The following is a 26,599-nucleotide window of genomic DNA, read 5'->3' as shown; positions in this document are numbered from 1 at the left end:
GGGGCGACGGATGACGGTGCCATCGTATCGTCCCCTCGCGGGAAACCGATTGCCAGCCGCGAATCTCTTTTACACGTCGGAAACACAAAGGTGTTGACACTCGAAACACGGACGCGTCACTCTTGACGCAGTCCCCGTCGGCAATCGATTGCCCGCCGGTCCCGACCCCACCGGGACCGCCACCCCGTCTGTCCCGCATGCTCCACCTCGTCCTCCCCAGGAAGGCTCCTCATGCCCACGACCCGTACCGTCCTCGCCGCATTCGCCGTGGGCGCCATCGCCATCGGCACCCTCGCCGGCTGCGACTCGTCCTCGACCACCGCCTCCGGCTCCGCGTCCGGCGGCTCGACCTCGACCCGCCCGGCCCCCACCGACGTCCCCCAGGCCTGTGCCCCCGACGGCGGCGGCACCCTCCAGCTCGGCATGGTCGACATCAACGAGCAGACCGCCTTCTTCACCCAGATGAACGAGGGCGTCCAGGACGTCGCCGACGAGGCCGGCGCCGACCTGCAGATCGTCAGCGGCGACAACGACAGCGCCACCCAGGTCTCGGGCGTCGAGAACCTCGTCGCCTCGGGCGTGGACGCCCTGATCGTCGACCCGGTCGACGCGACCGCGCTCGTCCCCGCCCTCACCGCCGCGAAGGCCGCGGGCATCCCGGTCGTCGCCGCCGACGGCTCGGTCGACGACGCCTCGGCGATCGACTCGTACGTCGGCACGGCGAACGAGGACGGCGGCGCCCAGCTCGGGAAGGCCTTCCTCGACATCACCGGCGGCGAGGGCGAGGTCGGCGTCGTCGGCGCGCTCAACAGCGCGATCCAGATCCAGCGGCAGAACGGCTTCACCGACGCCGTCGAGGCCGGCGGCATGACCATCGGCACGATCGTCGACGGTCAGAACGTCAACGAGGACGCCCAGGCCGCGGCCGAGAACCTGCTCACCGGCAACCCCGACCTCCAGTACATCTACGCCACCGGCGAGCCCGCCCTCAACGGTGCCATCGCCGCGGTCAAGAGCCAGGGCGCCCAGGACCGCGTGAAGATCGTCGGCTGGGACCTCTCGCCCTCGGCGGTCGAGGGGCTGCAGGACGGCTACGTCGAGGCCGTCATCCAGCAGGACACCTTCGGCTTCGGCTACGAGGCCGCCAAGGCCGCGATCAACCTCGCCTGCGGCACCGCCGAGGTGCCGGCGACCGTCGACGTGCCGATCACGATCGTCACGCCCGACAACCTGGCCGACTTCTCGTACTACCTGGAGGGCTGATGACCGACGTCACGACCGGCGACCTGCTCGTCGAACTCGAGGGAATCCGCAAGTCCTACGGCGCCGTCGACGTCCTGCGCGGCGTCGACCTGCGCCTCGCACGCGGAGAGGTGCTCGGCCTGGTCGGCGACAACGGCGCCGGCAAGTCCACCCTGATGAAGGTGCTCGCCGGGTCGGTCCAGCACGACGGCGGCCGCATCAGCATCAAGGGCAAGGAGGTGCGGTTCCAGTCCCCGAGCGACGCCCAGGCCGAGGACATCGGCATCGTCTACCAGGACCTCGCCCTCTGCGACAGCCTCAACGTCGCCGCCAACCTGTTCCTCGGCCGCGAGCCGCGGGTCGGGCCCTTCCTCAAGGTCGGGGCGATGCACGCCGAGGCCACGGCGGTGCTGAAGGAGTTCGGCGTCCGCGTGACCTCCACGCACCAGCTGATCTCGCAGCTCTCGGGTGGTCAGCGCCAGTCGGTGGCCATCGCGCGCGCCGCGTCGGTCGACCCCGACGTGTTGATCCTCGACGAGCCGACCGCCGCCCTCGCCGTCACCGAGGTCGAGTCGGTGCTGCGCCTCATCAAGGAGGTCGCGGCCCGAGGGGTCGGCGTCATCCTGATCACCCACCGGCTGCAGGATCTCTTCCGGGTCTGCGACCGCATCACCGTCATGTACGAGGGGCGCAGCGTGGACGACGCCCGCATCGAGGACCTCACCATCGAGTCGCTCGTCGACATGATCACCCGTGAAGGGAGCGCTGCCGCATGACCGCGACGACCTCTGACCCCGCCCGCACCGACGGACCCGAGCCGGGTCACGGCCCCGGCACCGCCGACGTGCGCGAGCGCCGCTGGGAAGCCCTGCAACGCGTCAACAAGTCCACCCTGTTGATGCTCGTCGTGACGCTCGTCGTCATCGTCGTCTTCTCGGTGGCGACCCCGACCTTCCTCACCGGCACGAACCTGCGGAACGTCGCCGTGCAGGTGGCACCCGCGGCCATCGTCGCCGTCGCGATGACCTTCGTCATCACGGCGGGCATGATCGACCTCTCGGTCGGGTCGACGCTCGCGCTGGTGTCGGTGATCGGGGCGGTGCTGCTGCGGGCCGGTCTCGAGTCGGTGCTGGTCATCGTGATCTGCCTGGCCGTCGGCGCCTTCGGCGGGTTGGTCAACGGCTGGTTCTCGAGCTACCAGGGCATCCCCTCCTTCATCGTCACGCTGGCCACCATGTCGATCGTGCGGGGCGTGGCCCTGCTGATCACCAAGGGCTACTCGATCGCCATCGGCTCGGGCCTGATCTTCGCCCAGGTCGGCCAGGGTCGGCTGTTCGGGCTCGGCTACCCCGCCTGGCTCGCGCTGATCATCGTCGGCGTCGGCATCGTGGGGCTGCAGCGCATGCGGTTCGGCCAGTACATCACCGGCATCGGCTCGAACGAGGAGTCGGTCCGCCGGGCCGGCGTGGACACCCGCTTCGTCAAGATGATGGCCCTCGTGCTCAGCGGCACGGCGGCCGGCGCGGCCGGCATCATCACGGCGGCCCGCCTGGGGTCGGGCGACGCCAACTCGGGCGTCGACTTCGCCATGACCGTCATCACGGCCGTCGTCATCGGCGGGACGAACCTGCTCGGCGGCAAGGGCAGCGTGATCGGCACGGCGATCGGGGCCATCCTGACCGGCGTCATCACCAACGGCCTCACGCTGCTCGGCCTGAGCCCCTACATCGTGCCCATCGTGACGGGCAGCCTGCTGATCATCGTCATCTGGATCAACCTGCGCGGCGGATCGTTCACCGACCTGGTGCGCAAGCGGGTGACCCGATGAGCCGCGTCGGTGGCTTCGGCGTCGAGACGACCACGCTCGTCGACGTGCAGACGGTCACCGGCCCCGTGCCGAGCGACCGCCTCGGTTACACGCTGCCGCACGAGCACCTGATCAACAGCATCGAGGAGGGCGGGCTCGAGCCCGACCCCGACTTCCCCGAGCTGTTCGACGCGCCGGTCACGCCCGAGATCGCCTGGTTGCTGCGCGACCGCCCGCTCGCCTGTCGCGACAACTGCGTGCTCGACGGCGACGACGACGCGGTCAACGAGCTCGTGGCCTTCCGCGAGCTCGGCGGAAGCACCGTCGTCGAGCTGACCTCGGACGGTCAGGGCCGCGACCCCCGTCGTCTCGCCGAGATCTCACGGCGCAGCGGGGTGAACGTCGTCACCGGCGGCGGCTGGTACCTCGAGCGGTTCCACCCCGAGGCCACGGGCCGCGACACCGTCGACGACCTGGCCGCCCGCCTGGTCGCGCAGTACCGGTCCGATCCGGCCGAGACCGGCGTGCCCCGCTCGGGCGTGATCGGCGAGATCGGCGTCTCGCCCGGCTTCACCGAGCGCGAGGAGCGCTCGCTGCGGGCGGCCTGCCGGCTGCAGCGCGAGACCGGCCTGCCGATGTTCGTGCACCTGCCCGGGTTCGTCCGGCACGGCGGTCGCGTGCTCGACGTCGTGCTGCGCGACGAGGGCGTCGACCCCACGGCGGTCGTCCTCTGCCACATGGACCCGTCGGGCAGCGACCCCGACTACCAGCGCAGCCTCGCCGAGCGCGGGGTCTGGCTCGAGTTCGACATGATCGGCATGCCGTACCGCTTCTCGCTGCCCGGCGAGGGGCAGTCGCCCTCGCCGGTCGAGACGGCGACGGCGATCGCCCGCCTGGTCTCGGCCGGGTTCGGCCGCCGCCTGCTGTTCAGTCACGACCTCTTCCTCAAGAGCATGTTGCGCAAGCACGGGGGCAACGGCCTCTCGTACGTCCCCGCGGTGTTCCTCGACCGGCTGACCGATCTCGGCGTCGACGCCGAGGTCGTGCACGGCGTCGGCACCCGCAACGTCCGCGACCTCTTCGAGGGCGCGGCCCTGACCCGCTGAGGGGCGACGTCGCGGCACCGAGCCGCGCGCGCCTCCTCGTCCCGAACCGTCCCGTCACCACCGGAAGGCCCCATCATGTCCCGCATCCTCATCGCCGGCGAGAGCTGGATCACCGCGACCACCCACACCAAGGGCGTCGACGAGTTCACCGCCCACTCGTACACCGAGGGCGTCGCACAGCTGCGGACGGCCCTGCAGGCCGGCGGCCACGAGGTCGTCCACCTGCCGGCCCACCTCGTGTCGACCGAGTTCCCCGAGACCCAGGAGGCGCTGGACGCCTACGACGTCGTGGTGCTGTCCGACATCGGGGTCAACTCGCTGCAGCTCGCGCCCGACGTGTTCGAGAAGAGCATCCCCGGTCGCGACCGCGTCCAGGAGCTCGCGCGCTGGGTCGAGGCAGGAGGTGCGTTGCTGATGATCGGCGGCTACCTGTCGTTCTCGGGCTGGCAGGGCCGTGCGGGCTACGCCCACACCGAGATCGCCGACGTGCTGCCGGTCGAGCTGCTGATCGGCGACGACCGCGTCGAGCGCCCGGCCGGCGTCGTCGCCACCGTGCTGGACGCCGACCACCCCGCCCTCGGCGGCGCGGGCACCGAGTGGCCGCTGCTGCTCGGCTACAACCGCACCGTCGTGAAGCCCGGGGCGGTGGAACTCGCCCGCCTGGGCGACGACCCGCTCGTCGTCGTCGGCGAGGCCGGGGCGGGGCGCACGGCGGTCTTCACGAGCGACTGCTCGCCGCACTGGGCGCCGCCGGCGTTCTGCGAGGAGTGGGACGGCTACGCCGAGGTGTTCAACGGCATCGTGTCGTGGCTGACCAGCCGCTGACGGTGGCGGACCCGACCCGGCCCGAGGGCCCCGGCGCAGGCCGGGCGGCGGCGCTCGTCGCCCGCTGCTCGGCCGAGCTCGACGCCTCCGCGTCGGTGCCGCTGCTCGCCCGCATGGCCGACGGCACGCTCGACGACCCCGCCTTCGCTCGCTACCTCGCGATCGAGCAGGCGTTCGTGCGGACGGCGGCCCGACTCGCCGGTTACTGCCTGTGGCAGCAGCCGGAGTGGTCCCGGGCCGAGCGCCACGCCGAGGCCGTCATCGACCTCGTCGGACCTCAGAGTGCCTACTTCGCCGACCTGCGCGCGACGCGACCGGTCGACGAGGCGGGTCTGCTCGCTCTGCTGGCCCGCGCCTCCGTGCTCGAGGCCACGGTGACGACCGCGCTCGACGAGGGCGGCTACGCCGGGGTCGTGACGAGCCTCGCCGCCGCTGAGACGCTCTACCTGCGGTGGTGCACGCGGGCGGCCGAGCGGTCGGTGCCGCGACCGGGCGACGTGCAGCGGTGGATCGAGCTGCACGTCACCGACGGCTTCCGCGCCCAGGTCGCCTTCCTGCACCAGCTCGTCGACGAGCTGCCCGCCGACGTGACCGACGACCGGCTGGACCGCTGGTTCGTCGCCCTGCTGCGCGCCGAGGACGCCTTCCACGCGAGCGCCCTCGACGAGGTCGCCGCGTGACCGGCCCCGTCGTCGACCTGGCCGCCGTCGAGGCGCGTCTCACCACGGCCGGGATCGCCTTCGAGAGGCTGGTCGTCGGACCCGACGCCGTCGTGGTCGTCTCGTCGTACGGGGGCCGCGTCTACGGTCCGTTCTTCGCCGCGGGCGAGGCCGAGAACTGGCTGCCCGACGCCTTCGGCGACGACGACGAGTTCGGTGGGCTGGTGGGCGGCGGCGACTGGAACGTCGGCGGCGACCGGGTCTGGATCGGCCCCGAGATCGCCTACATGATCCGCGACCGCGACGATTACTGGGGCAGCTACGAGATGCCGCCGTCGCTCGACCCGGGCCGCCACGACCTCGACCGCGCGGGCGACCGCGTGACCCTGTCGCGGATCGCCGAGCTCGAGGCGTTCACCGCGCCGACCGGGCACGTCCGGGCCGAGCTGGGCCTCGTCGTCCGGCCGGCCCCACACCCGCTGCGGCACCTGCGCGGCGCGTCGGCCGCGGGCCCCGACGGCACACCGCTCGTCAACGCCGTCGAGTACGGCGGCTACGTGACGGAGGTGCGGCTCGGGATCTCCTCGGACGGCGCGCACGAGGCCGAGTCGTGGATGCTCGACCAGGTGCGGGCGGGCGGCACGGCGTTCGTCGCGGCCGTGCCCGACGCCCAGGTGACGGACTACTACGAACCGGTGGGGGATCTGCTCGCCGAGGTGCCGGGCGGGGTCGCCGTGTCGCTGACCGGCGCCGACCGCTTCAAGATCGGCTTCGCCGCACCGCACGTCACCGGACGCCTGGGGTACGTGCGTGCCGTCGGCGACCCGGCCGACGACCGGGCGGTGCTCTTCGTGCGCGGCAGCCACAGCGACCCGTCGGCCGAGTACTCGGAGGAACCCGACCAGTCGCCGGGCCTGCGGGGAGACTCCCTGCACCTCTACGACGACGACGGCGGGCTCGGCGGGTTCGCCGAGATCGAGGCCCGGGGCACGCCCGTGCTCGGCCCACGTCCCGAGCCGGTCACCGACCGGTTCGGCAGCTGGTGGTTCCGCGGGCGGACGGACGACGTCGCCCGCGTGGCCCAGCACCTGCTCGGGGTGCCCGCGCCGACGGTGGCGCAGGCCGCCCGGGGGGCCGCGCCGCGCCTCCTCGGTCCGCCGGTCGCGTCGTCGACCGCCGCGTGGGCACCGTCCCCGTCCCCGTCCCCGACTTCGACCCGAGAGCCGTCCCCGAGAGGAACGACATGACCCACGACACCGATCCGGACGCGGCGCAGCGCGCGGAACGCGCCTACGACGACCTCGTCGCCCTGGTGCAGCACGGCCCCCGGTTCCACGGCACCCCCGGCATCGCGGCCGCCGGCGACTGGCTCGAGCAGCGGCTGACCGCGGTCGGGTGGCCGGTCGCCCGGCAGCCCGTGACGCTGCCCGGCTGGCAGCCCGGTCGCGTTCCCCGGGTCACCGTGCAGCAGCCGATCGCCCGCGACCTGCCCGCCTGGCCGATGCTCTGGAGCGGCTCGACCGACGGGCCTCGCCGGGGCACGGTCGAGGCCGTCGGCCCGCAGGGACTCTGGGGCGACTCGATGGTCTGGCAGAAGTTCGTCGTGCGGGGTGACGACGGCGACGTGGTGGCCTACCTGCACGCGCGCGACGACGGACCCGCGGCACCGCAGCCGCTGCCGTCCGGGTCGGACCACGACGTGGCGCACCTCGCCCTCGGCCGCCTCGACGGTCTGCAGCTGACCGAGTGGATCACCGACGGCAAGCCCGTCGTGCTCGAGGTCGAGGCCGACAGCGGTCCGGTCGAGGCCGCGACGAGCGACAACCTGATCGTCGACGTCCCCGGCACGGGCGAGGGGTCGGTGCTGCTCTGCGCGCACTACGACTCGTTCTTCAACACGGTCGGCGCCTACGACAACGGCAGCGGCACGATCGCCCTGCTGCAGCTCGCCGAGCGGTGGGCTGCGGCCCCGCCGGTCGCGTCGGTCCGCCTCGTCTTCTTCACCGCCGAGGAGTGGCACCTGGGCGGGTCCCGGCACTTCGTCGACAGCGCCTCGACCGACGAGCTCGACGCGATCGACTACGTCCTCAACGTCGACGGGCTCGGTCGCGGGTCGTTCGTCGAGGCGTTCGGGGCGCCCGAGGCGTTCTCGACGGCGTTCCGCGGCGCGCTGCTGCGGCACGCGGCGGAGACCCGGCCCGACCTCCAACTGGTCACCCGGTTCCCGCCGACGACCGGCACGGACGATGCGTCCTTCTACCGCGCGGGCGTGCCCAGCGCGTTCCTGACCTTCAACGACCTGCACCGCCTGCACCAGCCCGACGACGAGCCGAACCGGGGCATCGCGGCGAACGTCGCCTGGACCGTGCCGCTCGTCGAGCACCTCGTGGCGAGCCTGACGCGGCCGACCCGCGCCGCGCCTCCCGGGGTGCTGTAGGCCCCGGGCCTGCGCCGAGATGTCACGACGTGCCGCTCATCTTCATCGGTGAGCGGCAAGTCGTGACATCTCGCTGTGCCCGGGCGCCGGGCGCCCGGCGCCCGGACTCAGGCCACCGGTTCGGCGAACACGATCCGGTTCTGGTCGTAGTGGCCCGAGCCGCGGTCGAACACGCCGCCGCAGGTGATCAGCCGCAGCTGGTCGGTCGGCTGCGCGCCGAACACGCGCGCGGTCGGGAACTCGGCCTTCGGCACGTCGACCACCTCGGTGACGGCGTAGCTCACGACACCCCCGTCGACCGTGGTCACGTCGACCCGGTCGCCGACGACGAGCTCGTCGAGCCGGGCGAACACGGCCGGCCCCGAGGCTGAGTCGACATGTGCCGCGATGACGGTCGGCCCCCGTCCGCCGGGCTTGCCCCCGCCGGTGAACCAGCCGACGTCGTCCGCGTCGACCGGCACCTCCATGGTGCCGTCGTCGGCGATGCCGAGGTCGATCAGCGGGGCGTCGAGTCCGATGGCCGGCACCGAGACGGCGGCCGGCACGACGCCCTCGCCGACGACCCCGTCGACCCCGTCGATCGCAGGAGGCGCGGTGCCGGTCGCCGACGGAGCCGCGGTCGCCGAGGCGTCCGCCCCCGCCCCCGGGGTCGGTGCCGTCGTCGGTGCGACCGCCCCGGGCGCCGCGCACCCGGTCAGGGCCAGCACGACGGCGGCGACGATGACCACCGAGGGCAGGGAGCGACCCACGTCAGGCCCGGGTCGCGCGCTGACGACGGGTCAGGACGTACGCACCCGCACCGAGCAGGGCCAGGGCCCCGGCGCCACCGGCCGCGAGGCCGAGACCGCCGGCCGACGCGCTCTCGGTGGCCGCGCCTCCGAGTCCGGTGTCGACGCCTCCGACGGGCACCTGCGTCAGCTGGCCGCGGACGACGCCGGCCGCGAACGAGGTCGTGTGCGAGTCGCCCGTGAAGCCGGCCGGGTTCGCCTCGAGCTGCTTCAGGCTGAAGCCGGTGCCCGTGTCGGCCCCGGCGGCGCTCATGACACCGGTCGTGAAGGGCCCCTGCAGGCAGCCGCTGCTCGTGCGCGTGCCGTCCCCGCGGTCGACCGGGTTCGGGAACGCGATGCGCGGCGGGCCGGCCTGGCCCTGGGCCGCCTCGTGGATGTGCGTCGCGGTCTTCGCCGGGCTCTGGTAGTCGCCGGTCACGCCGCGCAGGGTGATGTCGTAGCAGATGACCTCGGTGTCGCTGTTGACGCGGAAGTCGAACGTCCCCGTCGCGCCGGGCTCGCCCGGGGTGGCGACCCCGTCGTTGTTGATGACCTGGTCGGGCGTCGCCATCACCGTGTAGGCGCTCGTGAAGGTGGACGGTTCGGGCACCTCGGTCTCGGCGAACGCGGGCGTCACGCCGAACAGGGTGACGGCGGTCGCGGCGGCACCACCGATCGTCAGGGTGCGGATGGCGGTCTTCTTGGTCGTGCGCGTCATCTTCGGCATGCTCCGGGTCCTCTCGACGGGGCGGCGCCCGGGCGGGTGCCGCTCGACAGGGCCTACGTCGGGCGGAGCCGATGCGTTCACGTCGGTCGCGAGAAAGTTCGTGGGCGGTCCGATGAACGCGGGAGGCGCGGCGGACGTACACCCCGTCGGCATCCGCGATCGGCGTGGATAGGCTGGAGGGCAGGCGGATGATCGCCGTCATGGGTCGCGCGGGCCCCGTCCCGGGCCGCGCGGCAGATCGGAGCCCGATGAGCGAGGGGTCGTCCGGTCTCGACGTCCGCGCCGCGTTCGTCGAGCACGGCTCGTCGCTGCTCGGTTTCGCCGTCAACGCCCTCCGCGACCGGACGCTGGCCGAGGACTGCGTGCAAGAGACCTTCGTGCGCGCCTGGCGTGCCCGCGACTCGTTCGACGCCGACCGCGGCAGCGTCCGCACCTGGCTGTTCGCCATCGAGCGCCGCGTCGTGCTCGACGTGCACCGGGCGCGGAGCCGCACGCCGTCGGTGGTGCCGCTCGAGCACGCCCCCGACCCCGTCGCGAGCGTGGCCGACCCGCTCGAGCGCCTGGGCATGGCCGAGGGGCTCGCCCGCCTGAGCGACGACCACCGGGCCGCCGTCGTGGCCGTCCACCTCGAGGGTCTGAGCTACCGCGAGGTCTCCGAACGCACGGGCGTCCCCGTCGCGACCCTGCGCACCCGCGTGTTCCACGCGCTGCGCGCCCTCCGCACCCACCTCGACGACCAGGAGACGACCGATGACTGACCGCACGCCAGGGGTGGGGGCCGGTGACGGCGACGCCCGTCGCGACGAGTTGGTGGCCGCGGCGCTCGCGGACGACCTCTCGCCGAGCGAACGCGTCGAGTTCGACGAGCTGCGGGCTGCCGACCCGTCGATCGACGCCGAGCTGGCATCGCTGGGCGTCGTCGTCGGAGGACTCTCGGAGTTCGGCCGCTGGGACGACGTGGCCCCGAGCGACCGGCTGCGCGAGCGCGTCGATGCTGTCGGGCACGTCGCCGAGGCTCCGGACCAGCGCGGCACGGACGTCCCTCTCGGCGCCGGCGTCCCGCTCGAAGCCGACGTCCCTCGCGACATCGACGTCCTTCGCGGCGCCAGGACCGCGTCCGACGAGGCGTCGGTCACGCACATCGGGCCCCACGTCGCGGCGGCCCGCTCCGGCAGAGGCCGTCGCCCGCTGCTGATCGCCGTGGCCGCCGCCGCGTGCCTGGCGATCGGGGCCGGGGGCGGAGTCCTCCTCGCGACGCCTCGTGACACGGTGGTGGCCGGTCCTGCCGGTACGCTCGGCGCCGTCGAGCACGTGGACTTCGTCGGTCAGCCCGCCGGGGTGGACCTCGACGGAGACCTCGTCGCCCACACCTGGGGCACCGAGACGGTCCTCAGCATCGACGGCCTGCCGACGGGTTCGGCGTTCACCGTGGTGGTGGTCGGCGGCGACGGGCGCGAGTACGAGTCCGGTGCGTTCCTCGGGTCGGACGTGCGCGTGGACTGCCGGCTGAACGCCGCCGTGTTGCGGTCCGACGTCGCGTCGGTCGAGATCCGTGCCGCGGACGGGCACGACATCGCGGTGGCGTCGGTGCCTCCGGTCGCGAGCTGAGCCGCGCCTCCTGGGCTCGTCCGCCGAGATGTCACGACGTGCCGCTCACCTCTGGACGTGAGCGGCGAGTCGTGACTTCTCGGCGGGCTCAGACGACGGTCAAGGAGGCGCGGGTCGCCTCGATCGTCGCGAGCAGCGACCGCGAGTCGGCCAGGGAGTGCAGGGGCGAGTCGCGCAGCCCGGCGTCCACGTAGGACGCGAGGGCGGTCGCCTGGTAGGCGAGCCCCTGGCGGCCGGTCGGGACGGTGGGGTCGCTCCAGACGGCTGACCCGGCGCCGGTCGTCAGTTCGAACGTCGCGGGGAAGACGAGGTTCTGCAGGGTGCGGAGGGACCCGGTGGTGCCCGAGATCGTGCCGAGCCCGGGCGACGTCGTGAGGAGGCTCGTCGCCGCGGTGGCGAGCACCCCGTCGGCCGTGCGGGTGACGACGGCCGCGTCGAGGTCGACGCCGTCGGCCCTGGTCGAGCCGGTGGCGTGCCATTCGACGGGGTGGCCGGTCGCGAACTGGGTGAACCAGAACGCGTAGACGCCGATGTCGAGCAGCGCGCCGCCGCCGAGCGCCGGGTCGGTCATGCGTCCGCCGGCCGCGAGGTCGTTGGCCCAGGCGACGTCGGCGGTCGCGAGCCGCACGTCGCCGATCGCGCCGTCGGCGATCAGCGCGGCGATGACGGTCGTGTGCGGCAGGTAGCGCGTCCAGAGCGCCTCCATGGCGAGGACCCCGGCGGCGCTCGCCGCGGCGGCGATCTCGTCGGCCTCGGCCGTGCTGGTCGCCATCGGCTTCTCGATCAGGACGTGCTTCCCGGCCCGGATCGCGGTCAGGGCGTCGGGCAGGTGGCGGGTGTGGGGCGTGGCCACGTAGACGACGTCGACGTCGGGGGAGGTGACCAGCGCCTCTTGGTCGCCGTACGCCGTGTCGACGCCGTGGGCGCGGGCGAAGGCCTCGGCCCGGCCGAGGCTGCGGGAGGCCACGGCGACCACGCGCTGGTCGGTGTGCGCGTGCAGGGCGTCGGTGAAGTCGCCGGCGATCTCGCCCGGGCCGATCACGCCCCAGCGCAGGGTCGGACCGCCCCGCAACGGGACGGCCGTCGCGGCGGGGAAGGTCGGGGTGCTCGGGGTGCTCGGGGTCTGCGTGGACATGCGGTCTCCTCGGTGTCACGTCGTCGTGCGTGCGTCCATCTTCGCGGGTGCGGAGCAGGCCGGGGCGTCGAGAGCTCTCAGCCCTGCTCGGCGAACCGCCCCACGCCGATCACGTCGAGCAACCGCAGCTTGGCGTCGTCGTCGGACCCGGGCGTCGCCGTCAGCACGAGCAGCGTCTGCGACTGGTCCTCGGTGAAGAGAGCTTGGCAGTCCACCTCGATGCGGCCGAGCTCGGGATGCAGCAGCGTCTTGCGGTCGTCAAAGCGCTGGTGCACGGCGTGCCGAGCCCAGATCGTCGCGAACTCCTCGCTCGACGCGAGCAGCGCCTCCACGAGTTCTCGCGGTCGGCCCCCGCCGCCCGCCATGCTGAGTGCCGCCCGCAGCCCGGAGGCCTGCAGCTCGAGCTGGTGCGCGTGGTCCTCGACCGGGTAGGAGGCGCGCTCGGCCGGGTCGGTGAACCACCGGTGGAACGCGCTGCGGGCCAGCCCCTCGTACCGCATCTGGTCACCGAGCAGGGCGACCGCGAGCCGGTTCTGCGCGAGCGTCTCGGCCAGGTCGCTGAGGACGAGCGCGGGGGTGTCGACCAGCCGGTCGAGCACCCGCCGCAACGCGGGACTGACGTGGTCGCCGCCCCGCGTCCGGCGTGGCGGGTGGTGGCCGGTCAGGCGGTAGAGGTGGTCGCGCTCGTCGAGGCTCAGTCGCAGCCCCCGGGTGAGGGCGACGAGCATCTGCTCGGACGGCTGCGGACCGCGTTGCTGCTCGAGCCGCGCGTAGTAGTCGGTCGACATGCCGACGAGCCCCGCGACCTCTTCACGACGCAACCCGGCGGTACGCCGACGCACACCCTCGGGCAACCCCACGTCGGACGGTCGCAGCGCCTCGCGGCGGTGGCGGAGGAAGTCGGCGAGGTCGGCGCGGTCCATGGCCCCATGCTGTCAGCCGCGGCACCCGCCAACCAGGGAGCGCCGATCCCTGGACGAGCGCTCTCTGCCGCACCGCGCCTCCCCGGGTCAGAGTGGTGGTCGTCACCCCGACCGTCGTCGGTGCGACGACCACCACCGGCCGCGCCGAGCGCGGCACACCCGAAGGAGCAACCGTGAAGATCAGCGGCAACACCGTGTTCATCCCCGGCGCCACGTCCGGCATCGGCCTGGGCCTCGCCCTGCGCCTGCAGGCCGCCGGCAACACCGTCGTCGTGGCGGGCCGACGCCGGGCGCTGCTCGACGAGATCGTCCGAGACCACCCGGGGCTCGAGGCCGTCGAGCTCGACACCACCGACCCGCAGGCCGTCGTCGACGTCTCGGCCGAGGTGCAGCGACGCTGGCCCGAGACGAACGTCGTCATCGCGATGGCCGGCATCATGCAGACCGAAGACGTCACGACCGGTGACTTCCTCGCCACCGCCGAGGCGACCGTCACGACCAACCTGCTCGGTCCGATCCGACTGATCGCCGCGTGGACGTCGTTCCTCCAGACGCAGCCCGCCGCCTCGATCGTCACCGTGTCGTCCGGGCTCGCGAGCGTGCCGCTGCCGATCACGCCGACCTACAACGCGACCAAGGCCGCGATCCACTCGTTCAGCGAAGGCATCCGCGTGCAGCTCGCCGACACGAGCGTGCAGGTCGTCGAGCTCGTGCCGCCTGCCGTGCAGACCACCCTGCTCGGTCAGCAGGACGACCCGTCGGCCATGCCGCTCGACGAGTTCCTCGACGAGACGATGGCGCTGCTCGAGGCGCAGCCCGACGCCCACGAGATCCTGGTCGAGCGCGTGAAGTTCCTGCGCAACGCCGAGGCCGAGGGACGGTACGACGCGGTGCTGGCGCTGCTCAGCGGGCACTGAGGCCGGGCCGGGGGCAGCGCCCTAGGCTGGGTGGATGAGTGCATGGGGCGACTGGGGGCCGGCGGTGGTGGCGATCGTCGTGGCGGTCGTGTACCTCGTGATAGTCGTCAGCATCGTGCGTGCGGTGCGGCGACGCGCCGACACGACGCAGCTCGAGCGCACGGTCTGGACGGTCGCCGCCGTCCTCTTCCCGCTCGGGGCCGGCGCCGTGTGGCTGCTGCTCGGGCCGCATCCGCTCGGCCTCCGCATCGACCACGAGCAGGACTGAGCCGGTCGGTCCCTGCTCACGTCGCGCGAGATGTCATGACGTGCCGCTCATGTTCAGAGATGAGCGGCAGGTCATGACACCTCGCTCTCGTACGGCCGGCCGGACGGGTGTCGGTGGCCGCACCTAGCCTGCGGGGATGACCCGCCCGACACCCCGACCAGACGGCTGCCGAGGAGGCGCGGGTCGGCTCGCCGACGACTCCTGCGGTCGTCCGGTCGACCCGTCGTCGCCCGTGCCGCTCTGCGACCGGCACCTCGCGCTCGCCGCCGACTGGGTGGCCTCGCTCGAGGGCTCGGGCGAGGGCGTGACCGACCTGCTGCCGTCGCCGTGCCTCGCGTGCGGGTCACGGCTCGGCGTGCACTGGCCGTCGGGGTGGCTCTGCGCCGTCTGCGAGTGGCGCCAGGGTGACGTGCCCGACGGCGAGCTCGGGGTCGTCCGGGTGGACGTCGTCTACTACATCCGGTTCGACGACCGCATCAAGATCGGCACGTCGTCGAACCCCCGGCAGCGCCTCGGCACGCTCTGGCACCACGAACTGCTCGCCTTCGAGCGCGGCGACCGCCTCGTCGAACGGCGGCGGCACGGGCAGTTCGCGGCCTCCCGGTTCGGACGCACCGAGTGGTTCGCACGCAGCGCCGAGCTCGACGCCCACGTGGCGGCGCTCGCGGAGGGCGTCGACGACCCGTGGCAGCGCTACGCCCGCTGGCGCAGCGAGGCACTGGCGCTCCGCGGCTGAGCAGGCTGCCGACGGGCCGAACCCGACCGGGGCACCAGCCGATTGCGTACCAATCCCGACATCGCGGGCGCGACACGCCGCTCAGCAGCCCCTCTGGAGTGCCTGTTTGCCTTGGGGTGTCGCGATTTGCACACCCAGGGGGGAACGGGGGCAGGCGGGTCGGGGGACTCCGGGACGCGGGGCGGCGGGGCGCGGGCTCAGCGGCGGAGGTAGGCGTCGACGAGCAGCGGGCCTCGGATGGCGCGCAGCTCGTCGAGCAGCAGGGGCACCGTCTGCCGGGTCAGCCCCGACAGCTGCAGGTCGTGCGAACCGAGCGGGGGCAGCTTGCCGGTCCGGAGTCGCACGACTTCCCAACCCGCGGCACGGAGCGCGGCGTCCTTGCGGCGGTCGGCGGTCTCGCGGTGCCCGACGTGTTCGAGCCCGTGCCGCCCGGTCGAGTCGTACTCGATCGCGACCCGCAGTTCGCTCAGCACGATGTCGGGCCACACCTCGACGTGGTCGAAGAACGGACGCCCCACGCGCACGGCGTTCAGACCGGGCTCGAACTCGAGCCGGGCCGTCAGTTCGGCCCGCAGCTCGGCCTCGACCGCCGACGCCGGCTTCGGGGCACACGCGCTGACGAACGGGGTGCCGGTCGGCACCGCCGGCGTCTTGTCGCACACCGGCCGGGAGGCGCGGGTCGGCCGGGCGACGCGGTCCGGCCGGGAGGCGCGGGTCGGCCGGGCGACACGGTCCGGCCGGGCGACAGGGTCCGGCCGGGCGACACGGGTCGGCTCGGCCCGCGGCGTCGTCGAGGGGAGGCCCGTGCTCGAGGCGCGACGACGTCGGGGCTGGGGTGACGGGGGCGCCGGCACCGCGCCTCCTGGGCTCCGGGCCGCTCCGGCCTGACCCGGCGCAGCCGCGGCCTGCGCAGGCGCGCCCGAGACCGGCGCAGGCGCATCCGAGCCCTGAACCGGCCCGACCGAGCCCTGCCCCGGCATGCCCGCGGCCTGCGCGCGGACGACCGCCGCCGGCGCCATCGGCGGCCGCATCGGCAGCGCGCGCGGCGCGGCGAGCTCGCTGCACTCGGGGCACCACGACGACCGGCGTCGCTCGCGCCCCGGCCGGTGTCGCTGCTCGTCGGGGGTGGCGACGAACACGTGGCCCGAGTCGCAGAGCCAGCACAACCACACGTCGGCCGCGGGCGGGATCTGGCTGAGCACGATGCCGCCGTTGTACTCGGGACGGTACTGCCGCACGAGCACCGGGTACGACGCCCAGGCCTCGCGGTAGCTGCCCACCGGATAGGGCACGGCGAGGCCGCGCGACGTCCGGCGTCGCGCCCACCAGGCGGCGATCGGCTCGGGCACGCGCACACGCTACGACGGGCCACCGACACCGGGGCCCGACGCGTGGTGCTCACACCCCGTCGGGACGAGGAGGCGCGGGCCGACTCCGCCGCGCACCCGTAGCATCGACCGAATGCCCGACACCGCACCTCCCGACGTGCCCACGCCCGCCATCGACGTGCCCGTCCCGGCAGCCGGCACCCAGGCCGACACCCCGACCGCCGTCCCCACCGACGTCCACGCCCGCGGCTTCGTCCGCGTCCGCGGCGCCCGCGAGAACAACCTGCGCGCGGTCGACGTCGACGTGCCGCGCGACAGCATCGTCGCCTTCACCGGCGTCTCGGGCTCGGGCAAGTCGTCCCTGGCCTTCGGCACGATCTTCGCCGAGGCGCAGCGTCGCTTCTTCGAGTCGGTCGCCCCCTACGCGCGGCGGCTGATCGCCCAGGGCGGCGCTCCGCACGTCGACGAGATCACCGGCCTGCCCCCGGCCGTCGCCCTGCAGCAGCGTCGGGGCGCGCCGAGCTCACGGTCGACCGTCGGCACCCTGACCACCCTGTCGAACTCGATGCGGATGCTCTACTCGCGGGCCGGAAGCTACCCGGCCGGGGCCGACCGCCTCGAGTCCGACTCGTTCTCGCCGAACACCGTGGCCGGGGCCTGCCCGCGCTGCCACGGACTCGGCATCGCGCACGAGGTGACCGAGGCGTCCGCCGTGCACGACCCCGGTCTCAGCATCCGCGACGGTGCGATCACCGCCTGGCCGGGAGCCTGGCAGGGCAAGAACCTCCGTGACGTCACGAGCGTGCTCGGCTACGACATCGACCGCCCCTGGCGCGACCTGCCGCAGGCCGACCGCGACTGGTTGCTCTACACCGACGAGCAGCCCGTGGTCGAGGTGACCCCCCAGCGCGACCGCGTCGCCAAGCCGTACAAGGGCCGCTTCTGGAGCGCCCGCGCCTTCGTCATGCACACCCTCGCCGACTCGCAGAGCGAGACCCAGCGCACCAAGGTGCTGCAGTACGTCGAGAGCGGGCCCTGCTCGCTCTGCGGCGGCAGCGGCCTGACCCGGTCGGCGCTCGCCGTGACCTTCGCCGGCCGGACGATCGCCGAGCTGAACGCCCTGCCGATCGCCGAGCTGGGCGACGTCCTGCGGCCGACGGCCACCCTGACGAGCGCGTCGGCCGCGGTGTCGAACGCGTCCTCGGGCGAGGTCACCGAGGTCGCCGTCCGCATCGCCGCCGACCTGCTCGCCCGGACGACCGTGCTCGACGACCTCGGGCTCGGCTACCTCAGCCTCGGCCGCGCGACGCCCACCCTGTCGCCGGGCGAGATGCAGCGGCTGCGCATCGCGACGCAGCTGCGCTCGGGCCTGTTCGGCGTCGTCTACGTGCTCGACGAGCCGAGCGCCGGCCTGCACCCGGCCGACGCCGAGTCCCTCGTCGAGGTGCTCGAACGGCTGCGGGCGAGCGGCAACTCGGTGTTCGTCGTCGAGCACGACATGAGCATCGTGCGCCGCGCCGACTGGGTCGTCGACGTCGGCCCGGGGGCCGGGAGCCAAGGAGGCGCGGTGCTCTACAGCGGGCCCGTCGCCGGGCTCGCCGTGGTCGCCGACTCCGTCACGAGGCGCTTCCTCGACCCCTCCGTCGCCGGTCACGCCCAGGGCGGGTCGCCCGTCCGACGCGAACCGACCGCCACCCTCGAGCTGCGCGGCGTCACCCGGCACAACCTCGACGGCGTCGACGTGGACCTGCCGCTCGGCGTGCTCACCGCGGTCACGGGGGTGTCGGGTTCGGGCAAGTCGACGTTGGTCGGCGGCGTGCTGGCCGAGACGGCGACCGACCACGAGCGGGTCGACCGCGTCGTGCAGGTCGACCAGAAGCCGATCGGCCGGACGCCGCGCTCGAACCTCGTGACCTACACGGGCCTGTTCGACGCCGTGCGCCAGGCCTTCGCCGCGACCGACGAGGCGCGGGCCCGGGGCTACGGCGCCGGACGCTTCTCGTTCAACGTCACGGGAGGCCGCTGCGAGGTCTGCCAGGGCGAGGGGTTCGTCTCGGTCGAGCTGCTCTTCCTGCCCGGCAGCTACTCGCCCTGCCCCGAGTGCCACGGCGCCCGCTACAACGCCGAGACGCTCGAGGTCACCTGGCACGGAGCGACCGTGGCGGACGTGCTCGCGATGACGGTCGACGAGGCGGCGACGTTCCTGACCGAGGTGACGAGCGCCTCCCGGGCTCTCGAGACGCTGCGGCAGGTCGGGCTCGGCTACCTGCGGCTCGGCCAGCCCGCGACCGAGCTGTCGGGCGGCGAGGCACAGCGCATCAAGCTCGCGACCGAGCTGCAGCGTGCCCGCGCCGGGCACACGCTCTACCTGCTCGACGAGCCCACCACGGGCCTGCACCCGGCCGACGTCGAGCTGCTCGTCACCCAGCTGCAGCTGCTGGTCGACGCGGGCAACACCGTCGTCGTGGTCGAGCACCACATGGGCGTCGTGGCGGCGTCCGACCACGTGATCGACCTCGGCCCCGGGGGAGGGGACGCCGGCGGGCGCGTCCTCGCCGTCGGCACGCCCGAGCAGGTGGCCGGGGCGTCCGGCAGTCGCACCGCGCCGTACCTCGCGGCGGCGCTGCCCGCCTGACCCGGCGAGAGCCGGGACGCCGAGAACCGAGGAGGCGCGGTGCAGCCGACCCGCGCCTCCTCGGTTTCTGCTCCCTCTGGCTGGAGCGGTACGCCCTACGGCGAGACCATGCCGCCGTTCACGTTGAGCGTCTCGCCCGCGACGAAGCTCGACTCGGCCGAGGCGAGGAACACGTAGGCGGGTGCCTGCTCGGCGGGCTGGCCGGCGCGGCCGAGCGGGGCCTCGCTCGAGCCGAACTCGGGGAGCGACTCGGGGTCGACGCCGTCGGTCACCTGCAGGACGGTCCAGGTCGGGCCGGGAGCGACGACGTTGACGCGGATGCCCTTCGAGATGAGCTGCTGCGACATGCCCTTCGACAGGTTGTTGATCGCGCCCTTGGTCGCCGCGTAGTCGAGGCGGTCGGGGGCGGGCGTGTGGGCCTCGGCCGACGCGGTGTTGATGATCGTCGAGCCGGGGGCCAGGTGCGGGACGGCCGCCTTGACGATCCAGAACGGCGCGTAGACGTTGGTGCGGAAGGTCAGGTCGAACTGCTCGTCGGTGATGTCCTCGATGTCCTGCTGCCAGACCTGCTTGCCGGCGACGTTGACGACGGCGTCGAGGCCGCCGAGTCCGTCGACCGCCTTCTGGACGAGTTCACGACAGAAGGAGGCGCTGGTCAGGTCCCCGGGGATCGCCACGGCCTTCTGTCCCGCGGCCTCGATCAGCGCGATGACGTGATCGGCGTCGGACTGTTCGCTCGGCAGGTAGTTCAGGGCGACGTCGGCACCCTCGCGGGCGTAGGCGATCGCGACGGCCGCGCCGATGCCGGAGTCGGCACCCGTGATGAGGGCCTTGCGACCCTGCAAGCGGCCCGTGCCGCGGTAGGTCTCCTCGCCGAGGTCGGGGACGGGAGTCATCTGCGACTGCAGGCCGGGCTCGTCCTGGTGCTGCACCTCGGGGCTGATCGTGGGGTAGAGCGTGCGCGGGTCGGCGAAGGTGTACTGGTCGCGGGTCATGCGGGGTCCTCTCTGGTTCGCGGTGCCCTGGACGCTACGCCGGGGGGACTCCGGGGCGTACCCCGCGGGCGGGGTCGTGTTCCGGGCGGGCTCGCCTGAGGCCCTACGACGCACGAGTGGTCCCGGACCGTCGTCCGCTCGGGGCGGAGGGCGGTTCGGGACCACTCGAGGACGTGCGTGACGTGGGGTCAGAGGCCCTGGGTCATGATGAGCGCGCCGGCGATCATCGAGCCGATGTTGGCCAGGATGCCGACGAAGCCGAGCACGATGCCGACCGTCGCCATGGAGCGGGCGGCGGGCTCGCGCTTGCGCGACATGAAGCCGAGCACGACGGCCGCGATGGCCAGCAAGATCCACAGGACGGGCAGGAACAAGCAGAAGACGATGCTGACGATGCCGAAGACGAGCGACAGGACGCCCATCGTCTTCTTGGTCGTCGTCGCGGGCACGTTCGCGCCGGTGTAAGGGTTGGGGTTCGTCATCGGTGTCTCCTCGACATCGGGGTGAGCATTACTCGTCGACGCTAGCCACTTTCTGGCGGAGAGGGCCGCACGATCGGCCGGCGCGGCGGGCCTGCCGTGACGGGTGTGGTCAGGTCACTCGTGTCGTGCCGGTGGAGCCGTCAGCGGGTGACCGCGAAAGCCGGAGGAGGCGCGTCCGCCGTCGTCGCCGTGCCGCACGCGATGGCGCGGCTGATCCGTTCGACGAGTTGGTCGGGGACGGGTCGGCCCCATCCCTCGACGGTGTCCTTGGCTCGGCGGTGCGGGGAGACGTCGCCTTCGAGGGCTTCGTCGAACCGGGGGACGGGGTAGATGCCGAGGTGTCTGGTCCAGGCCGCGAAGTACAGCGTCTGCCCGTCGTCGAAGCGGATGGCCGGCATGCCGTACCGGAGGCTCTCGACGCCGCCGGCGCACCCGGAGTGGATGGCCCGTCGCACCCGCTCGAGCGCTTCGCGCTTCTCGGGCGGGAACCCCGCGATGTACTGATCGACCACGCTGTCGCCCATGACGAGTCCTCTCTTTCGATGGGCACCAGTGTGCGACGGATCGGCCCGGGCCGCCAGCCCCCGGGGTCGAGCGAACGTGTGCGGCCGCCGCCGGCGGGACTCGGGGAACTTCTCGACATGCAGTGCTCACGTCGCCCCGCCATTGGTCGGTGCCTTTTCTCCTGGCCGACGGATGAGCCTCGGCGAAGCGGATCTCGAGATGGCCGATAGCCGGTCGTTCATCGGGACACCTTCTCGGGCCCATTTCAATCCGCCCGAGTCAAGTAGCGTCTGGCCTGCGGATTCGCGTATGCCTGTCCCGCAAAAATGCCCGGTGACGGGGGTCTAAACGCTACAGTCTTCGCATGCTCATCGGATACGCCCGCGTCTCAACGTCCGGACAGGATCTCGCAGCACAGCGCGACGGTCTTGCAGCGCTAGGTGTTGACGATCAACACGTGCATGTTGACCACGGGCTGTCGGGTACAACCCGAGCCAGGCCGGGCCTCCGCGAGGCCCTTGCTGCGTGCCGTGCCGGCGACGTTCTGGTCGTGAGAAAGCTCGACCGTCTTGCTCGATCGCTGCGCGACGCGACTGACATCGCGGACGAGCTGACGAAGAAGGGTGTTGCCCTGAATCTTGGGGGAGCGGTCTATGACCCCACCGACCCGGTAGGCCGGCTCCTGTTCAATGTCCTCGGCATGGTCGCAGAGTTCGAAGCCGACCTCATCCGTGCGCGCACGCGGGAGGGCATGGCGATCGCCAAGGCCGCCGGCAAACTCCGCGGCCGCAAGCCCAAGCTCACCCCCTCTCAGGAGAAGCACCTCGTGCAGCTGCACCGCACCGGCGCCCACACGACCAGCGACATCGCCGAGCTCTTCGGCGTCGCTCGCTCGACCGTCTACCGAGCTGTCGAACGCGCAGAGCAGGTATAGGTGGGGACCGGGCAGCTCTCAACATGCGACCGCCGAAAGGTATCTAGCAGAGGCATACTTCAGGCATGAGTCCCCGTCGTGAGCCGAACTTGCTCCGCGCACAGCTCCGCGTGGGACTGATCGGCGTTGGCGTGGGCCTACTCCTGATCGTAGGAGCTGTCGTTCTCGGCGCGACCACTGACTTGAGCAGCTTCGGCGGAATCGTGATCGGGGTGGTCTTGATTGCTCTCTACGGCGGGCAAGCGATTTGGGCTTCAATCAAGCGCCGTCGTGCGGACAGACCCTGACTGTTCGCGCTGCATGGTTAGCGCCGCCGAGTGTCCCGGCTTGATGTTCCGATAGACGATCGCTCGCCGGTCACCGATGCGTCGTCAGGCGGCGACGGTCTCGTATTCGGCGTCCATCTCAGATGCAAGCCCTTCCAAATCGACGGCCGAGGGCTCACCAGTAGCCACCCCGGTGAGGTCCACCACCATCCAGTTGCCACCGTGCACTAACGGCACGGGGCCTTGTTGGGTATCGCTCCAGAGGTTTAGAGCCTTGTCCAGTGCCGCCTGGTCCTTGTAGAGGTCGATCTGCACGTGGGGCAGGCACAGAACTTGGTCCGTGGGCAGAGCGTCGCCGTTCATCGGGGTGACAGGATCGCCGGCAGGGTCGGTGTCGCAGCCAAGGTGCTCGTCAACGGCGGAGACGAGCTGATCCATCGAAGTGAAGCTTGGCAGGTCGCCGGTCCCCGCCGCAGCAGTTCCGCCGCATCCTGATAGCAGTAGGCAGAGAACCCCTGCTCCTGCAGAAGTTTCGAGGATGCGTCGTCGGATCATCGTGTCCTACCCTTCGCGACAGTGCGGCTGGTGCGGCTGGTGCTGCTGCGAGCATACGCACACCCCTGCAGCTAAACGCAATGTCCTCTGCTCGGTCCGTCCCGATAGGGGATCCGTGCCTGGGATGCTAGCGACGTCGGGTCAGGTTCGTCGTTCCATGCAGATCAGGTCAGGACGCGGGTCCCATGAGGCAACGGCTTGAAACCCTCGTCGGGAGTAGAGCCTGATCGCGTCATCCCGCCACCTCCACACTGTCAGCCGGAGCGGGCGCTGCTCGTCACGTGTCAGCGCTGCGTTGAGGAGCGCAGATCCTGCGCCAGTTCCGCGAGCAGCTGGATCGACCCACACTCTCTTCAGTTCGTCCGCGTCCTGGTCGCTGTGGACCACAGCGACGCCGACTAGGTGGCCTTGCAACTCGGCCACGTACACGTCGGCAGAGGCATACGCGGAGTAAGGGTCGTCGACCTCGTGGCGGTACTTCTCAGGCAATGGCGTCGGACCGTGGGCGCCGTCTAGGTGCTCGGCCTTTTCCCGCTCGGTCTGGATGAGGTAGTCGGCGATGAGCTTTCCTACCTGCGCTGCGTCACTTCCGGTGAGATCCGCACGACGGACGGTCGGCACGAGTTGCTCGGGGGTGGACATGCCACCATCATTTCGTGCCGCGCGGAACACTCGTGCACTGCCCGATAGAGGATCGCTGGGCGGGCTCGGTTGCGAGTGTTCGCACCGGTGTCAGGTGAGCCAGGGGCCTCCGGTGATCATGAGGCGGCCGATGCTCGTTCCTGCGCGAGCCTTGTCGATGAGCGAATCGAAGTCCTGCGAGCCTGACGCGGACCAGCCGTTCACACCGACGGTCAGCTTCCAATCCTTACCTTCGGCGTACAGGAAGCCTCCGTCCATGATCCCGGTGAACATGTCGTCGATCGCGGTCAGCAGGTAGTCGCTACCGCTGTCGCAGGCGTCGCAGCCGCAGAAGGGCTCCATCCCGATCAGGACTGCAGGGTCACCGACTCCGAGCGCGACTGTGTCCTCGATGCCCTCCGTCGACCCCATGACGACCAAGATCGACAGGGCATCCACTGTGACGGGAGTGACGCGAACGGCCCGCGCGGCGGAGGGTCCGTAGGCCCACGGTGGTGCTTCGACGATCTGTGCCGTCCCGAGCCCCAGGCCCTCCAGAGCGTCGATCCACGACCTTGCCCTGGCTCCCACGACGGCGTAACGCTCTGGTTCCGTGACCCGGGAGTACTCCTCCTCGACGATGTCGCTGTGCTCGTGGGGGTCGTTCCACTGCTTGCCCGCCGAGGAATGAGAATCGAAGCGCCGGGTGACCTCAGCGATCACGTCTGTGAACTCCATGTCCTGAACCTACCTACCTACCTACCTACCTAGCGGCGGTCGCGTGGCTGGCAGTCCCGACAGCTGATCGACCACCGGCCAGATCCATCAGCCGGTCGACGCCGGACAACGGCTGAGGCACCCTGGGGTGCGAATGAGCGCGCTATGGTCCAGGCATGACGCGTCACGCCGGCCTGACTTCCCGCCTCGTTCCGGTTGCCGGTGTGGTCGTTCTGGTCGTGGGCGTCGTCGTCCTCGCCATTGCCGGGGCGCAACCCGTGTCCTTCGGGTGGTTCGCCTACGCGCCCCTGTCAGATACGACGTTCACCGCCGAGGGGGTGCACGTGTTCTCGACCGCGAGCCTCGTCGGCGCAGTCATCGTCGTGATCGGCTTGCTCGTGCTGGCAGCATGGCTCGGCTACCGACGGGGTGTGCGCCGCAGGCGTTGACTGAGCGTTCCGAGAGCCGATCGGGAACCGAGACGCTTGGCCGGGGTGATCGCCGAGCCCCTGCGCCTACCGTTTCACGGTCACGACGAAGGTTCGGGCTTGTTCTTGCAGGGCCTTACCAGTCCAGGGTGCTTCCAGGTGTCCATCGTCGTCTTCGTCCAGGCCGCGGAGCGCTCGGCCGCTCGGGATGCGAAGGACGGGCAGAGTCGAACCGTCCTCGGCCACGAGAAGAATGTCGAGGACCCGCCCGCGAACCCTGGTCTCGACACGGGTGGCGTGATGGGTCGCGAACACGCGCACGCGAATCGTGGGAGAGAGTGCCGCGGCACGGGCTGGCCGTGCCCGTGCCGCGACCGGTGCGGCTGAGCGGCGGGCGTCAGGCGGTGACGCTGATGCTCCAGGTCACACCGAACCGGTCCGTCAGCATGCCGAAGCCCGCGCTCCACGCCGACGCGGCCAACGGCTCGACGATGACGGCGTCGACCGCGAGGGCGTCCCAGTAGTCCCGGAGCTCGTCGAGGGTGTCCGAGCCGAGCGAGACGAACAGGGCCTGGTCGGTGATCGTCGTGCCGTTCTCCCGGCGGGTCGAACCGCCGCCGGCGATCGGTCCCTCGGTCTCGCCGGGGATGTCGTACCCCATGATGCGGAAGCCGTTCTCGGCGGCGACGAGGCCGAACACGACCTTGTCGGAGCCGGGCGCCTCCGCCGGCATGCCGACCTCCGCGTAGGTGGTGACGACGGTGTGGCCGCCGAACACGGACTGGTAGAACTCCAGCGCCCGGCGGGCGTCGCCACGGAAGTTGAGGTGGGTGGTCGTCTGGATGGTCATCTCTGCTCCTTCGTCGATCGGGCCGGTGCGGCCCGACGGGTCAAGCGTCCCGCCCCTGTAGGTCAGGTTCTGGCCTAGATGTCACCTAGGGTCAGAAACGTGACGACGACCTCACGACTGCTGAACCTGCTGTCCCTGCTGCAGACCCGGCGGCACTGGCCGGGGTCGCTCCTCGCGGAACGCCTGGACGTCAGCGACCGCACGGTGCGCCGGGACGTCGACCGACTCCGTGAGCTGGGCTACGCCATCCACGCCACGATGGGCGTCGACGGCGGCTACCGACTGGACGCCGGCAGCGAGCTGCCCCCGTTGTTGTTCGACGACGACCAGGCCCTCGCCCTGGCCGTGGCGTTGCAGACCGCGCCCGGGGTCGACGCCGGCATCGGCGAAGCCGCGATCCGTGCCCTCGGCACGATCCGGCAGGTGATGCCCTCCCGGCTTCGTCATCGCCTCGACGCCCTGCACATCACCATCGTCGGGCGCCCCGGCGAGGCGCACCCGAGTCCCGTCTCCCTCGACGTGCTGGTGACGGTGTCCGACGCCATCAGGGACCACGAGACCCTGCGTTTCGACTACCCGGCACGGGGCGCCACGGGTGACGACGACGCGGGCGGTGGAGGTCGGGAGTTCCGCCCGCCCCGCCGTGTCGAGCCGCACCACCTGGTCGCGTCCCACGGCCGCTGGTACCTCGTCGGATGGGACCTGGACCGCGACGACTGGCGGCTCCACCGCGTCGATCGTGTTCGCCCGCGAACACCGAACGGGCCCCGATTCACCCCGAGGACCGTCCCGGGAGGGGACGTCGACGCGTTCGTGTCGGCACGCTTCAAGGGATCGGAGGTCGACGCGTGGTCGTGCCGCGGCACCGTCGTCCTGCACCTGCCGGCACACGACGTGCTGCCGTTCGCCGGCGACGGAACCGTGACCGCCGTGGACGACCATCGGTGCACGCTCGAGGCGGGCTCCTGGTCGTGGGGGTCGCTCGCGGCGTCCTTCGGACGGTTCGACGTGGCGATGGACGTGCTCGGTCCACCAGAACTCGCCGACGCGTTCGCCACCCTCGCAGCGCGGTACGCCGCGACGAGCCACGGCTGAGCGGCTCAGCCCGACGGCCGGGTCGCAGTGCT

The 26,599-nt window shown here is 71.9% G+C and carries 29 protein-coding genes; 17 read left to right on the top strand and 12 right to left on the bottom strand.

Translation table 11 applies throughout. From position 1 onward, the window contains the following. Positions 1–231: 231 nt before the first annotated feature. The 8 genes from ASG28_RS09645 (at position 232) to ASG28_RS09610 (ending at position 8,076) form a co-directional block, all read left to right on the top strand. The gene (locus ASG28_RS09645) at positions 232–1,263 is read left to right on the top strand and encodes a substrate-binding domain-containing protein (protein ID WP_055974481.1); all 1,032 of its coding nucleotides are present in this window, start codon (positions 232–234) and stop codon (positions 1,261–1,263) included. Next, positions 1,263–2,018 carry an ATP-binding cassette domain-containing protein gene (locus ASG28_RS09640; protein WP_055974478.1) on the top strand — a complete coding sequence of 252 codons (756 nt, stop codon included), beginning with the start codon at positions 1,263–1,265 and terminating at the stop codon, positions 2,016–2,018. Before ASG28_RS09645 ends, ASG28_RS09640 begins: the two co-directional genes overlap by 1 nt. Further along, positions 2,015–3,070, top strand: coding sequence for an ABC transporter permease (locus ASG28_RS09635; RefSeq protein ID WP_082454552.1), 1,056 nt, complete (start codon positions 2,015–2,017; stop codon positions 3,068–3,070). The genes ASG28_RS09640 and ASG28_RS09635 overlap by 4 nt, the downstream gene beginning before the upstream one ends. Continuing rightward, positions 3,067–4,155 (top strand): phosphotriesterase family protein, encoded by a 1,089-nt coding sequence (locus tag ASG28_RS09630; protein ID WP_055974473.1) that lies wholly within the window; start codon positions 3,067–3,069, stop codon positions 4,153–4,155. The genes ASG28_RS09635 and ASG28_RS09630 overlap by 4 nt, the downstream gene beginning before the upstream one ends. Positions 4,156–4,230: 75 nt before the next feature. Then, positions 4,231–4,980 carry a glutamine amidotransferase gene (locus tag ASG28_RS09625; RefSeq protein WP_055974471.1) on the top strand — a complete coding sequence of 250 codons (750 nt, stop codon included), beginning with the start codon at positions 4,231–4,233 and terminating at the stop codon, positions 4,978–4,980. Further along, the gene (locus tag ASG28_RS16415; RefSeq protein WP_055974469.1) at positions 4,962–5,660 is read left to right on the top strand and encodes a TenA family protein; all 699 of its coding nucleotides are present in this window, start codon (positions 4,962–4,964) and stop codon (positions 5,658–5,660) included. The genes ASG28_RS09625 and ASG28_RS16415 overlap by 19 nt, the downstream gene beginning before the upstream one ends. After that, entirely contained in the window at positions 5,657–6,886 is a 1,230-nt protein-coding gene (locus ASG28_RS09615) for a hypothetical protein (protein WP_055974468.1), read from the top strand. Before ASG28_RS16415 ends, ASG28_RS09615 begins: the two co-directional genes overlap by 4 nt. After that, positions 6,883–8,076, top strand: a complete 1,194-nt coding sequence (locus ASG28_RS09610) for a M28 family metallopeptidase (protein ID WP_157485688.1) — start codon at positions 6,883–6,885, stop codon at positions 8,074–8,076. The genes ASG28_RS09615 and ASG28_RS09610 overlap by 4 nt, the downstream gene beginning before the upstream one ends. A 107-nt stretch (positions 8,077–8,183) precedes the next feature. Here ASG28_RS09610 and ASG28_RS09605 read toward each other — a convergent pair whose 3' ends face one another. Continuing rightward, the gene (locus ASG28_RS09605; protein ID WP_055974463.1) at positions 8,184–8,825 is read right to left on the bottom strand and encodes a class F sortase; all 642 of its coding nucleotides are present in this window, start codon (positions 8,823–8,825) and stop codon (positions 8,184–8,186) included. Position 8,826: 1 nt separating this feature from the next. Next, positions 8,827–9,570, bottom strand: coding sequence for a CHRD domain-containing protein (locus ASG28_RS09600; protein WP_235477750.1), 744 nt, complete (start codon positions 9,568–9,570; stop codon positions 8,827–8,829). A gap of 248 nt (positions 9,571–9,818) precedes the next feature. Here ASG28_RS09600 and ASG28_RS09595 point away from each other — a divergent pair, with 248 nt between their 5' ends. Then, positions 9,819–10,328, top strand: a complete 510-nt coding sequence (locus tag ASG28_RS09595) for an RNA polymerase sigma factor (RefSeq protein ID WP_235477742.1) — start codon at positions 9,819–9,821, stop codon at positions 10,326–10,328. Further along, positions 10,321–11,178 (top strand): hypothetical protein, encoded by an 858-nt coding sequence (locus tag ASG28_RS09590; protein ID WP_157485687.1) that lies wholly within the window; start codon positions 10,321–10,323, stop codon positions 11,176–11,178. The genes ASG28_RS09595 and ASG28_RS09590 overlap by 8 nt, the downstream gene beginning before the upstream one ends. 88 nt (positions 11,179–11,266) lie before the next feature. Here the strand turns inward: ASG28_RS09590 and ASG28_RS09585 are convergent, their stop codons facing one another. Beyond that, positions 11,267–12,313 (bottom strand): Gfo/Idh/MocA family protein, encoded by a 1,047-nt coding sequence (locus tag ASG28_RS09585; RefSeq protein WP_082454550.1) that lies wholly within the window; start codon positions 12,311–12,313, stop codon positions 11,267–11,269. A gap of 77 nt (positions 12,314–12,390) precedes the next feature. Continuing rightward, complete coding sequence (locus ASG28_RS09580; protein WP_055974453.1) at positions 12,391–13,236, bottom strand: helix-turn-helix transcriptional regulator; 846 nt, start codon at positions 13,234–13,236, stop codon at positions 12,391–12,393. A 173-nt stretch (positions 13,237–13,409) separates the two neighbouring features. On the opposite strand from ASG28_RS09580, the gene ASG28_RS09575 reads away from it, so the two are divergent. The 3 genes from ASG28_RS09575 (at position 13,410) to ASG28_RS09565 (ending at position 15,157) form a co-directional block, all read left to right on the top strand. After that, a complete protein-coding gene (locus tag ASG28_RS09575; protein ID WP_055977423.1) occupies positions 13,410–14,153 on the top strand; it encodes an SDR family oxidoreductase in 744 nt (247 codons plus the stop codon). Positions 14,154–14,187: 34 nt separating this feature from the next. Beyond that, entirely contained in the window at positions 14,188–14,421 is a 234-nt protein-coding gene (locus tag ASG28_RS09570; protein WP_123519103.1) for a PLDc N-terminal domain-containing protein, read from the top strand. 136 nt (positions 14,422–14,557) lie between these two features. Then, a complete protein-coding gene (locus ASG28_RS09565; protein ID WP_082454549.1) occupies positions 14,558–15,157 on the top strand; it encodes a GIY-YIG nuclease family protein in 600 nt (199 codons plus the stop codon). A gap of 197 nt (positions 15,158–15,354) precedes the next feature. Here ASG28_RS09565 and ASG28_RS09560 read toward each other — a convergent pair whose 3' ends face one another. Beyond that, complete coding sequence (locus ASG28_RS09560; protein ID WP_055977420.1) at positions 15,355–16,506, bottom strand: hypothetical protein; 1,152 nt, start codon at positions 16,504–16,506, stop codon at positions 15,355–15,357. Positions 16,507–16,618: 112 nt separating this feature from the next. Between ASG28_RS09560 and ASG28_RS09555 the strand changes: the two genes are divergently transcribed. Further along, the gene (locus ASG28_RS09555) at positions 16,619–19,120 is read left to right on the top strand and encodes an ATP-binding cassette domain-containing protein (protein WP_082454548.1); all 2,502 of its coding nucleotides are present in this window, start codon (positions 16,619–16,621) and stop codon (positions 19,118–19,120) included. A 95-nt stretch (positions 19,121–19,215) separates the two neighbouring features. On the opposite strand, the gene ASG28_RS09550 is transcribed toward ASG28_RS09555, so the two are convergent. The 3 genes from ASG28_RS09550 to ASG28_RS09540 all read right to left on the bottom strand — a co-directional run bounded on the left by ASG28_RS09550 (position 19,216) and on the right by ASG28_RS09540 (position 21,121). Continuing rightward, positions 19,216–20,115, bottom strand: coding sequence for an SDR family oxidoreductase (locus ASG28_RS09550; protein WP_055974446.1), 900 nt, complete (start codon positions 20,113–20,115; stop codon positions 19,216–19,218). A gap of 188 nt (positions 20,116–20,303) precedes the next feature. Next, positions 20,304–20,597: a DUF4190 domain-containing protein gene (locus ASG28_RS09545; RefSeq protein ID WP_055974443.1), complete on the bottom strand. Its 294-nt coding sequence runs from the start codon at positions 20,595–20,597 to the stop codon at positions 20,304–20,306. 140 nt (positions 20,598–20,737) lie between these two features. Continuing rightward, positions 20,738–21,121: an iron chaperone gene (locus ASG28_RS09540; RefSeq protein WP_055974440.1), complete on the bottom strand. Its 384-nt coding sequence runs from the start codon at positions 21,119–21,121 to the stop codon at positions 20,738–20,740. A gap of 344 nt (positions 21,122–21,465) precedes the next feature. Here ASG28_RS09540 and ASG28_RS09535 point away from each other — a divergent pair, with 344 nt between their 5' ends. Further along, on the top strand, positions 21,466–22,035 hold the full coding sequence (locus ASG28_RS09535; RefSeq protein WP_055974436.1) for a recombinase family protein: 570 nt from the start codon (positions 21,466–21,468) through the stop codon (positions 22,033–22,035). Positions 22,036–22,406: 371 nt separating this feature from the next. Here ASG28_RS09535 and ASG28_RS09530 read toward each other — a convergent pair whose 3' ends face one another. From ASG28_RS09530 to ASG28_RS09520, 3 genes are all read right to left on the bottom strand, one after another. Further along, positions 22,407–22,739, bottom strand: a complete 333-nt coding sequence (locus tag ASG28_RS09530; RefSeq protein WP_055974433.1) for a hypothetical protein — start codon at positions 22,737–22,739, stop codon at positions 22,407–22,409. 258 nt (positions 22,740–22,997) lie between these two features. After that, positions 22,998–23,498 (bottom strand): GNAT family N-acetyltransferase, encoded by a 501-nt coding sequence (locus tag ASG28_RS09525; protein WP_055974430.1) that lies wholly within the window; start codon positions 23,496–23,498, stop codon positions 22,998–23,000. A gap of 90 nt (positions 23,499–23,588) precedes the next feature. Continuing rightward, a complete protein-coding gene (locus tag ASG28_RS09520) occupies positions 23,589–24,215 on the bottom strand; it encodes a DUF6226 family protein (RefSeq protein ID WP_055974427.1) in 627 nt (208 codons plus the stop codon). A gap of 155 nt (positions 24,216–24,370) precedes the next feature. Between ASG28_RS09520 and ASG28_RS09515 the strand changes: the two genes are divergently transcribed. Beyond that, positions 24,371–24,643: a hypothetical protein gene (locus ASG28_RS09515; RefSeq protein WP_157485686.1), complete on the top strand. Its 273-nt coding sequence runs from the start codon at positions 24,371–24,373 to the stop codon at positions 24,641–24,643. Between the two features lie 376 nt (positions 24,644–25,019). On the opposite strand, the gene ASG28_RS09505 is transcribed toward ASG28_RS09515, so the two are convergent. Next, complete coding sequence (locus ASG28_RS09505; protein ID WP_055974419.1) at positions 25,020–25,472, bottom strand: VOC family protein; 453 nt, start codon at positions 25,470–25,472, stop codon at positions 25,020–25,022. A 78-nt stretch (positions 25,473–25,550) separates the two neighbouring features. On the opposite strand from ASG28_RS09505, the gene ASG28_RS09500 reads away from it, so the two are divergent. Then, complete coding sequence (locus ASG28_RS09500) at positions 25,551–26,567, top strand: helix-turn-helix transcriptional regulator (RefSeq protein ID WP_055974416.1); 1,017 nt, start codon at positions 25,551–25,553, stop codon at positions 26,565–26,567. Positions 26,568–26,599 lie beyond the last annotated feature (32 nt).

Source organism: Frigoribacterium sp. Leaf415, from assembly GCF_001424645.1.
Lineage (GTDB): Bacteria > Actinomycetota > Actinomycetes > Actinomycetales > Microbacteriaceae > Frigoribacterium.
Note: the sequence above shows the minus strand (reverse complement) of the source record. Positions and strands in the feature narration are given on the sequence as shown.

What these genes read in the sequence shown, in the direction of transcription:
- ASG28_RS09645 (WP_055974481.1), top strand. Translation starts at nt 232, where the DNA reads ATGCCCACGACCCGTACCGTCCTCGCCGCATTCGCCGTGGGCGCCATC.
- ASG28_RS09640 (WP_055974478.1), top strand. Translation starts at nt 1,263, where the DNA reads ATGACCGACGTCACGACCGGCGACCTGCTCGTCGAACTCGAGGGAATC.
- ASG28_RS09635 (WP_082454552.1), top strand. Translation starts at nt 2,015, where the DNA reads ATGACCGCGACGACCTCTGACCCCGCCCGCACCGACGGACCCGAGCCG.
- ASG28_RS09630 (WP_055974473.1), top strand. Translation starts at nt 3,067, where the DNA reads ATGAGCCGCGTCGGTGGCTTCGGCGTCGAGACGACCACGCTCGTCGAC.
- ASG28_RS09625 (WP_055974471.1), top strand. Translation starts at nt 4,231, where the DNA reads ATGTCCCGCATCCTCATCGCCGGCGAGAGCTGGATCACCGCGACCACC.
- ASG28_RS09610 (WP_157485688.1), top strand. Translation starts at nt 6,883, where the DNA reads ATGACCCACGACACCGATCCGGACGCGGCGCAGCGCGCGGAACGCGCC.
- ASG28_RS09600 (WP_235477750.1), bottom strand. Translation starts at nt 9,570, where the DNA reads ATGCCGAAGATGACGCGCACGACCAAGAAGACCGCCATCCGCACCCTG.
- ASG28_RS09595 (WP_235477742.1), top strand. Translation starts at nt 9,819, where the DNA reads ATGAGCGAGGGGTCGTCCGGTCTCGACGTCCGCGCCGCGTTCGTCGAG.
- ASG28_RS09590 (WP_157485687.1), top strand. Translation starts at nt 10,321, where the DNA reads ATGACTGACCGCACGCCAGGGGTGGGGGCCGGTGACGGCGACGCCCGT.
- ASG28_RS09585 (WP_082454550.1), bottom strand. Translation starts at nt 12,313, where the DNA reads ATGTCCACGCAGACCCCGAGCACCCCGAGCACCCCGACCTTCCCCGCC.
- ASG28_RS09580 (WP_055974453.1), bottom strand. Translation starts at nt 13,236, where the DNA reads ATGGACCGCGCCGACCTCGCCGACTTCCTCCGCCACCGCCGCGAGGCG.
- ASG28_RS09570 (WP_123519103.1), top strand. Translation starts at nt 14,188, where the DNA reads ATGAGTGCATGGGGCGACTGGGGGCCGGCGGTGGTGGCGATCGTCGTG.
- ASG28_RS09565 (WP_082454549.1), top strand. Translation starts at nt 14,558, where the DNA reads ATGACCCGCCCGACACCCCGACCAGACGGCTGCCGAGGAGGCGCGGGT.
- ASG28_RS09555 (WP_082454548.1), top strand. Translation starts at nt 16,619, where the DNA reads ATGCCCGACACCGCACCTCCCGACGTGCCCACGCCCGCCATCGACGTG.
- ASG28_RS09550 (WP_055974446.1), bottom strand. Translation starts at nt 20,115, where the DNA reads ATGACCCGCGACCAGTACACCTTCGCCGACCCGCGCACGCTCTACCCC.
- ASG28_RS09545 (WP_055974443.1), bottom strand. Translation starts at nt 20,597, where the DNA reads ATGACGAACCCCAACCCTTACACCGGCGCGAACGTGCCCGCGACGACG.
- ASG28_RS09540 (WP_055974440.1), bottom strand. Translation starts at nt 21,121, where the DNA reads ATGGGCGACAGCGTGGTCGATCAGTACATCGCGGGGTTCCCGCCCGAG.
- ASG28_RS09535 (WP_055974436.1), top strand. Translation starts at nt 21,466, where the DNA reads ATGCTCATCGGATACGCCCGCGTCTCAACGTCCGGACAGGATCTCGCA.
- ASG28_RS09530 (WP_055974433.1), bottom strand. Translation starts at nt 22,739, where the DNA reads ATGGATCAGCTCGTCTCCGCCGTTGACGAGCACCTTGGCTGCGACACC.
- ASG28_RS09525 (WP_055974430.1), bottom strand. Translation starts at nt 23,498, where the DNA reads ATGTCCACCCCCGAGCAACTCGTGCCGACCGTCCGTCGTGCGGATCTC.
- ASG28_RS09520 (WP_055974427.1), bottom strand. Translation starts at nt 24,215, where the DNA reads ATGGAGTTCACAGACGTGATCGCTGAGGTCACCCGGCGCTTCGATTCT.
- ASG28_RS09515 (WP_157485686.1), top strand. Translation starts at nt 24,371, where the DNA reads ATGACGCGTCACGCCGGCCTGACTTCCCGCCTCGTTCCGGTTGCCGGT.
- ASG28_RS09505 (WP_055974419.1), bottom strand. Translation starts at nt 25,472, where the DNA reads ATGACCATCCAGACGACCACCCACCTCAACTTCCGTGGCGACGCCCGC.
- ASG28_RS09500 (WP_055974416.1), top strand. Translation starts at nt 25,551, where the DNA reads ATGTCACCTAGGGTCAGAAACGTGACGACGACCTCACGACTGCTGAAC.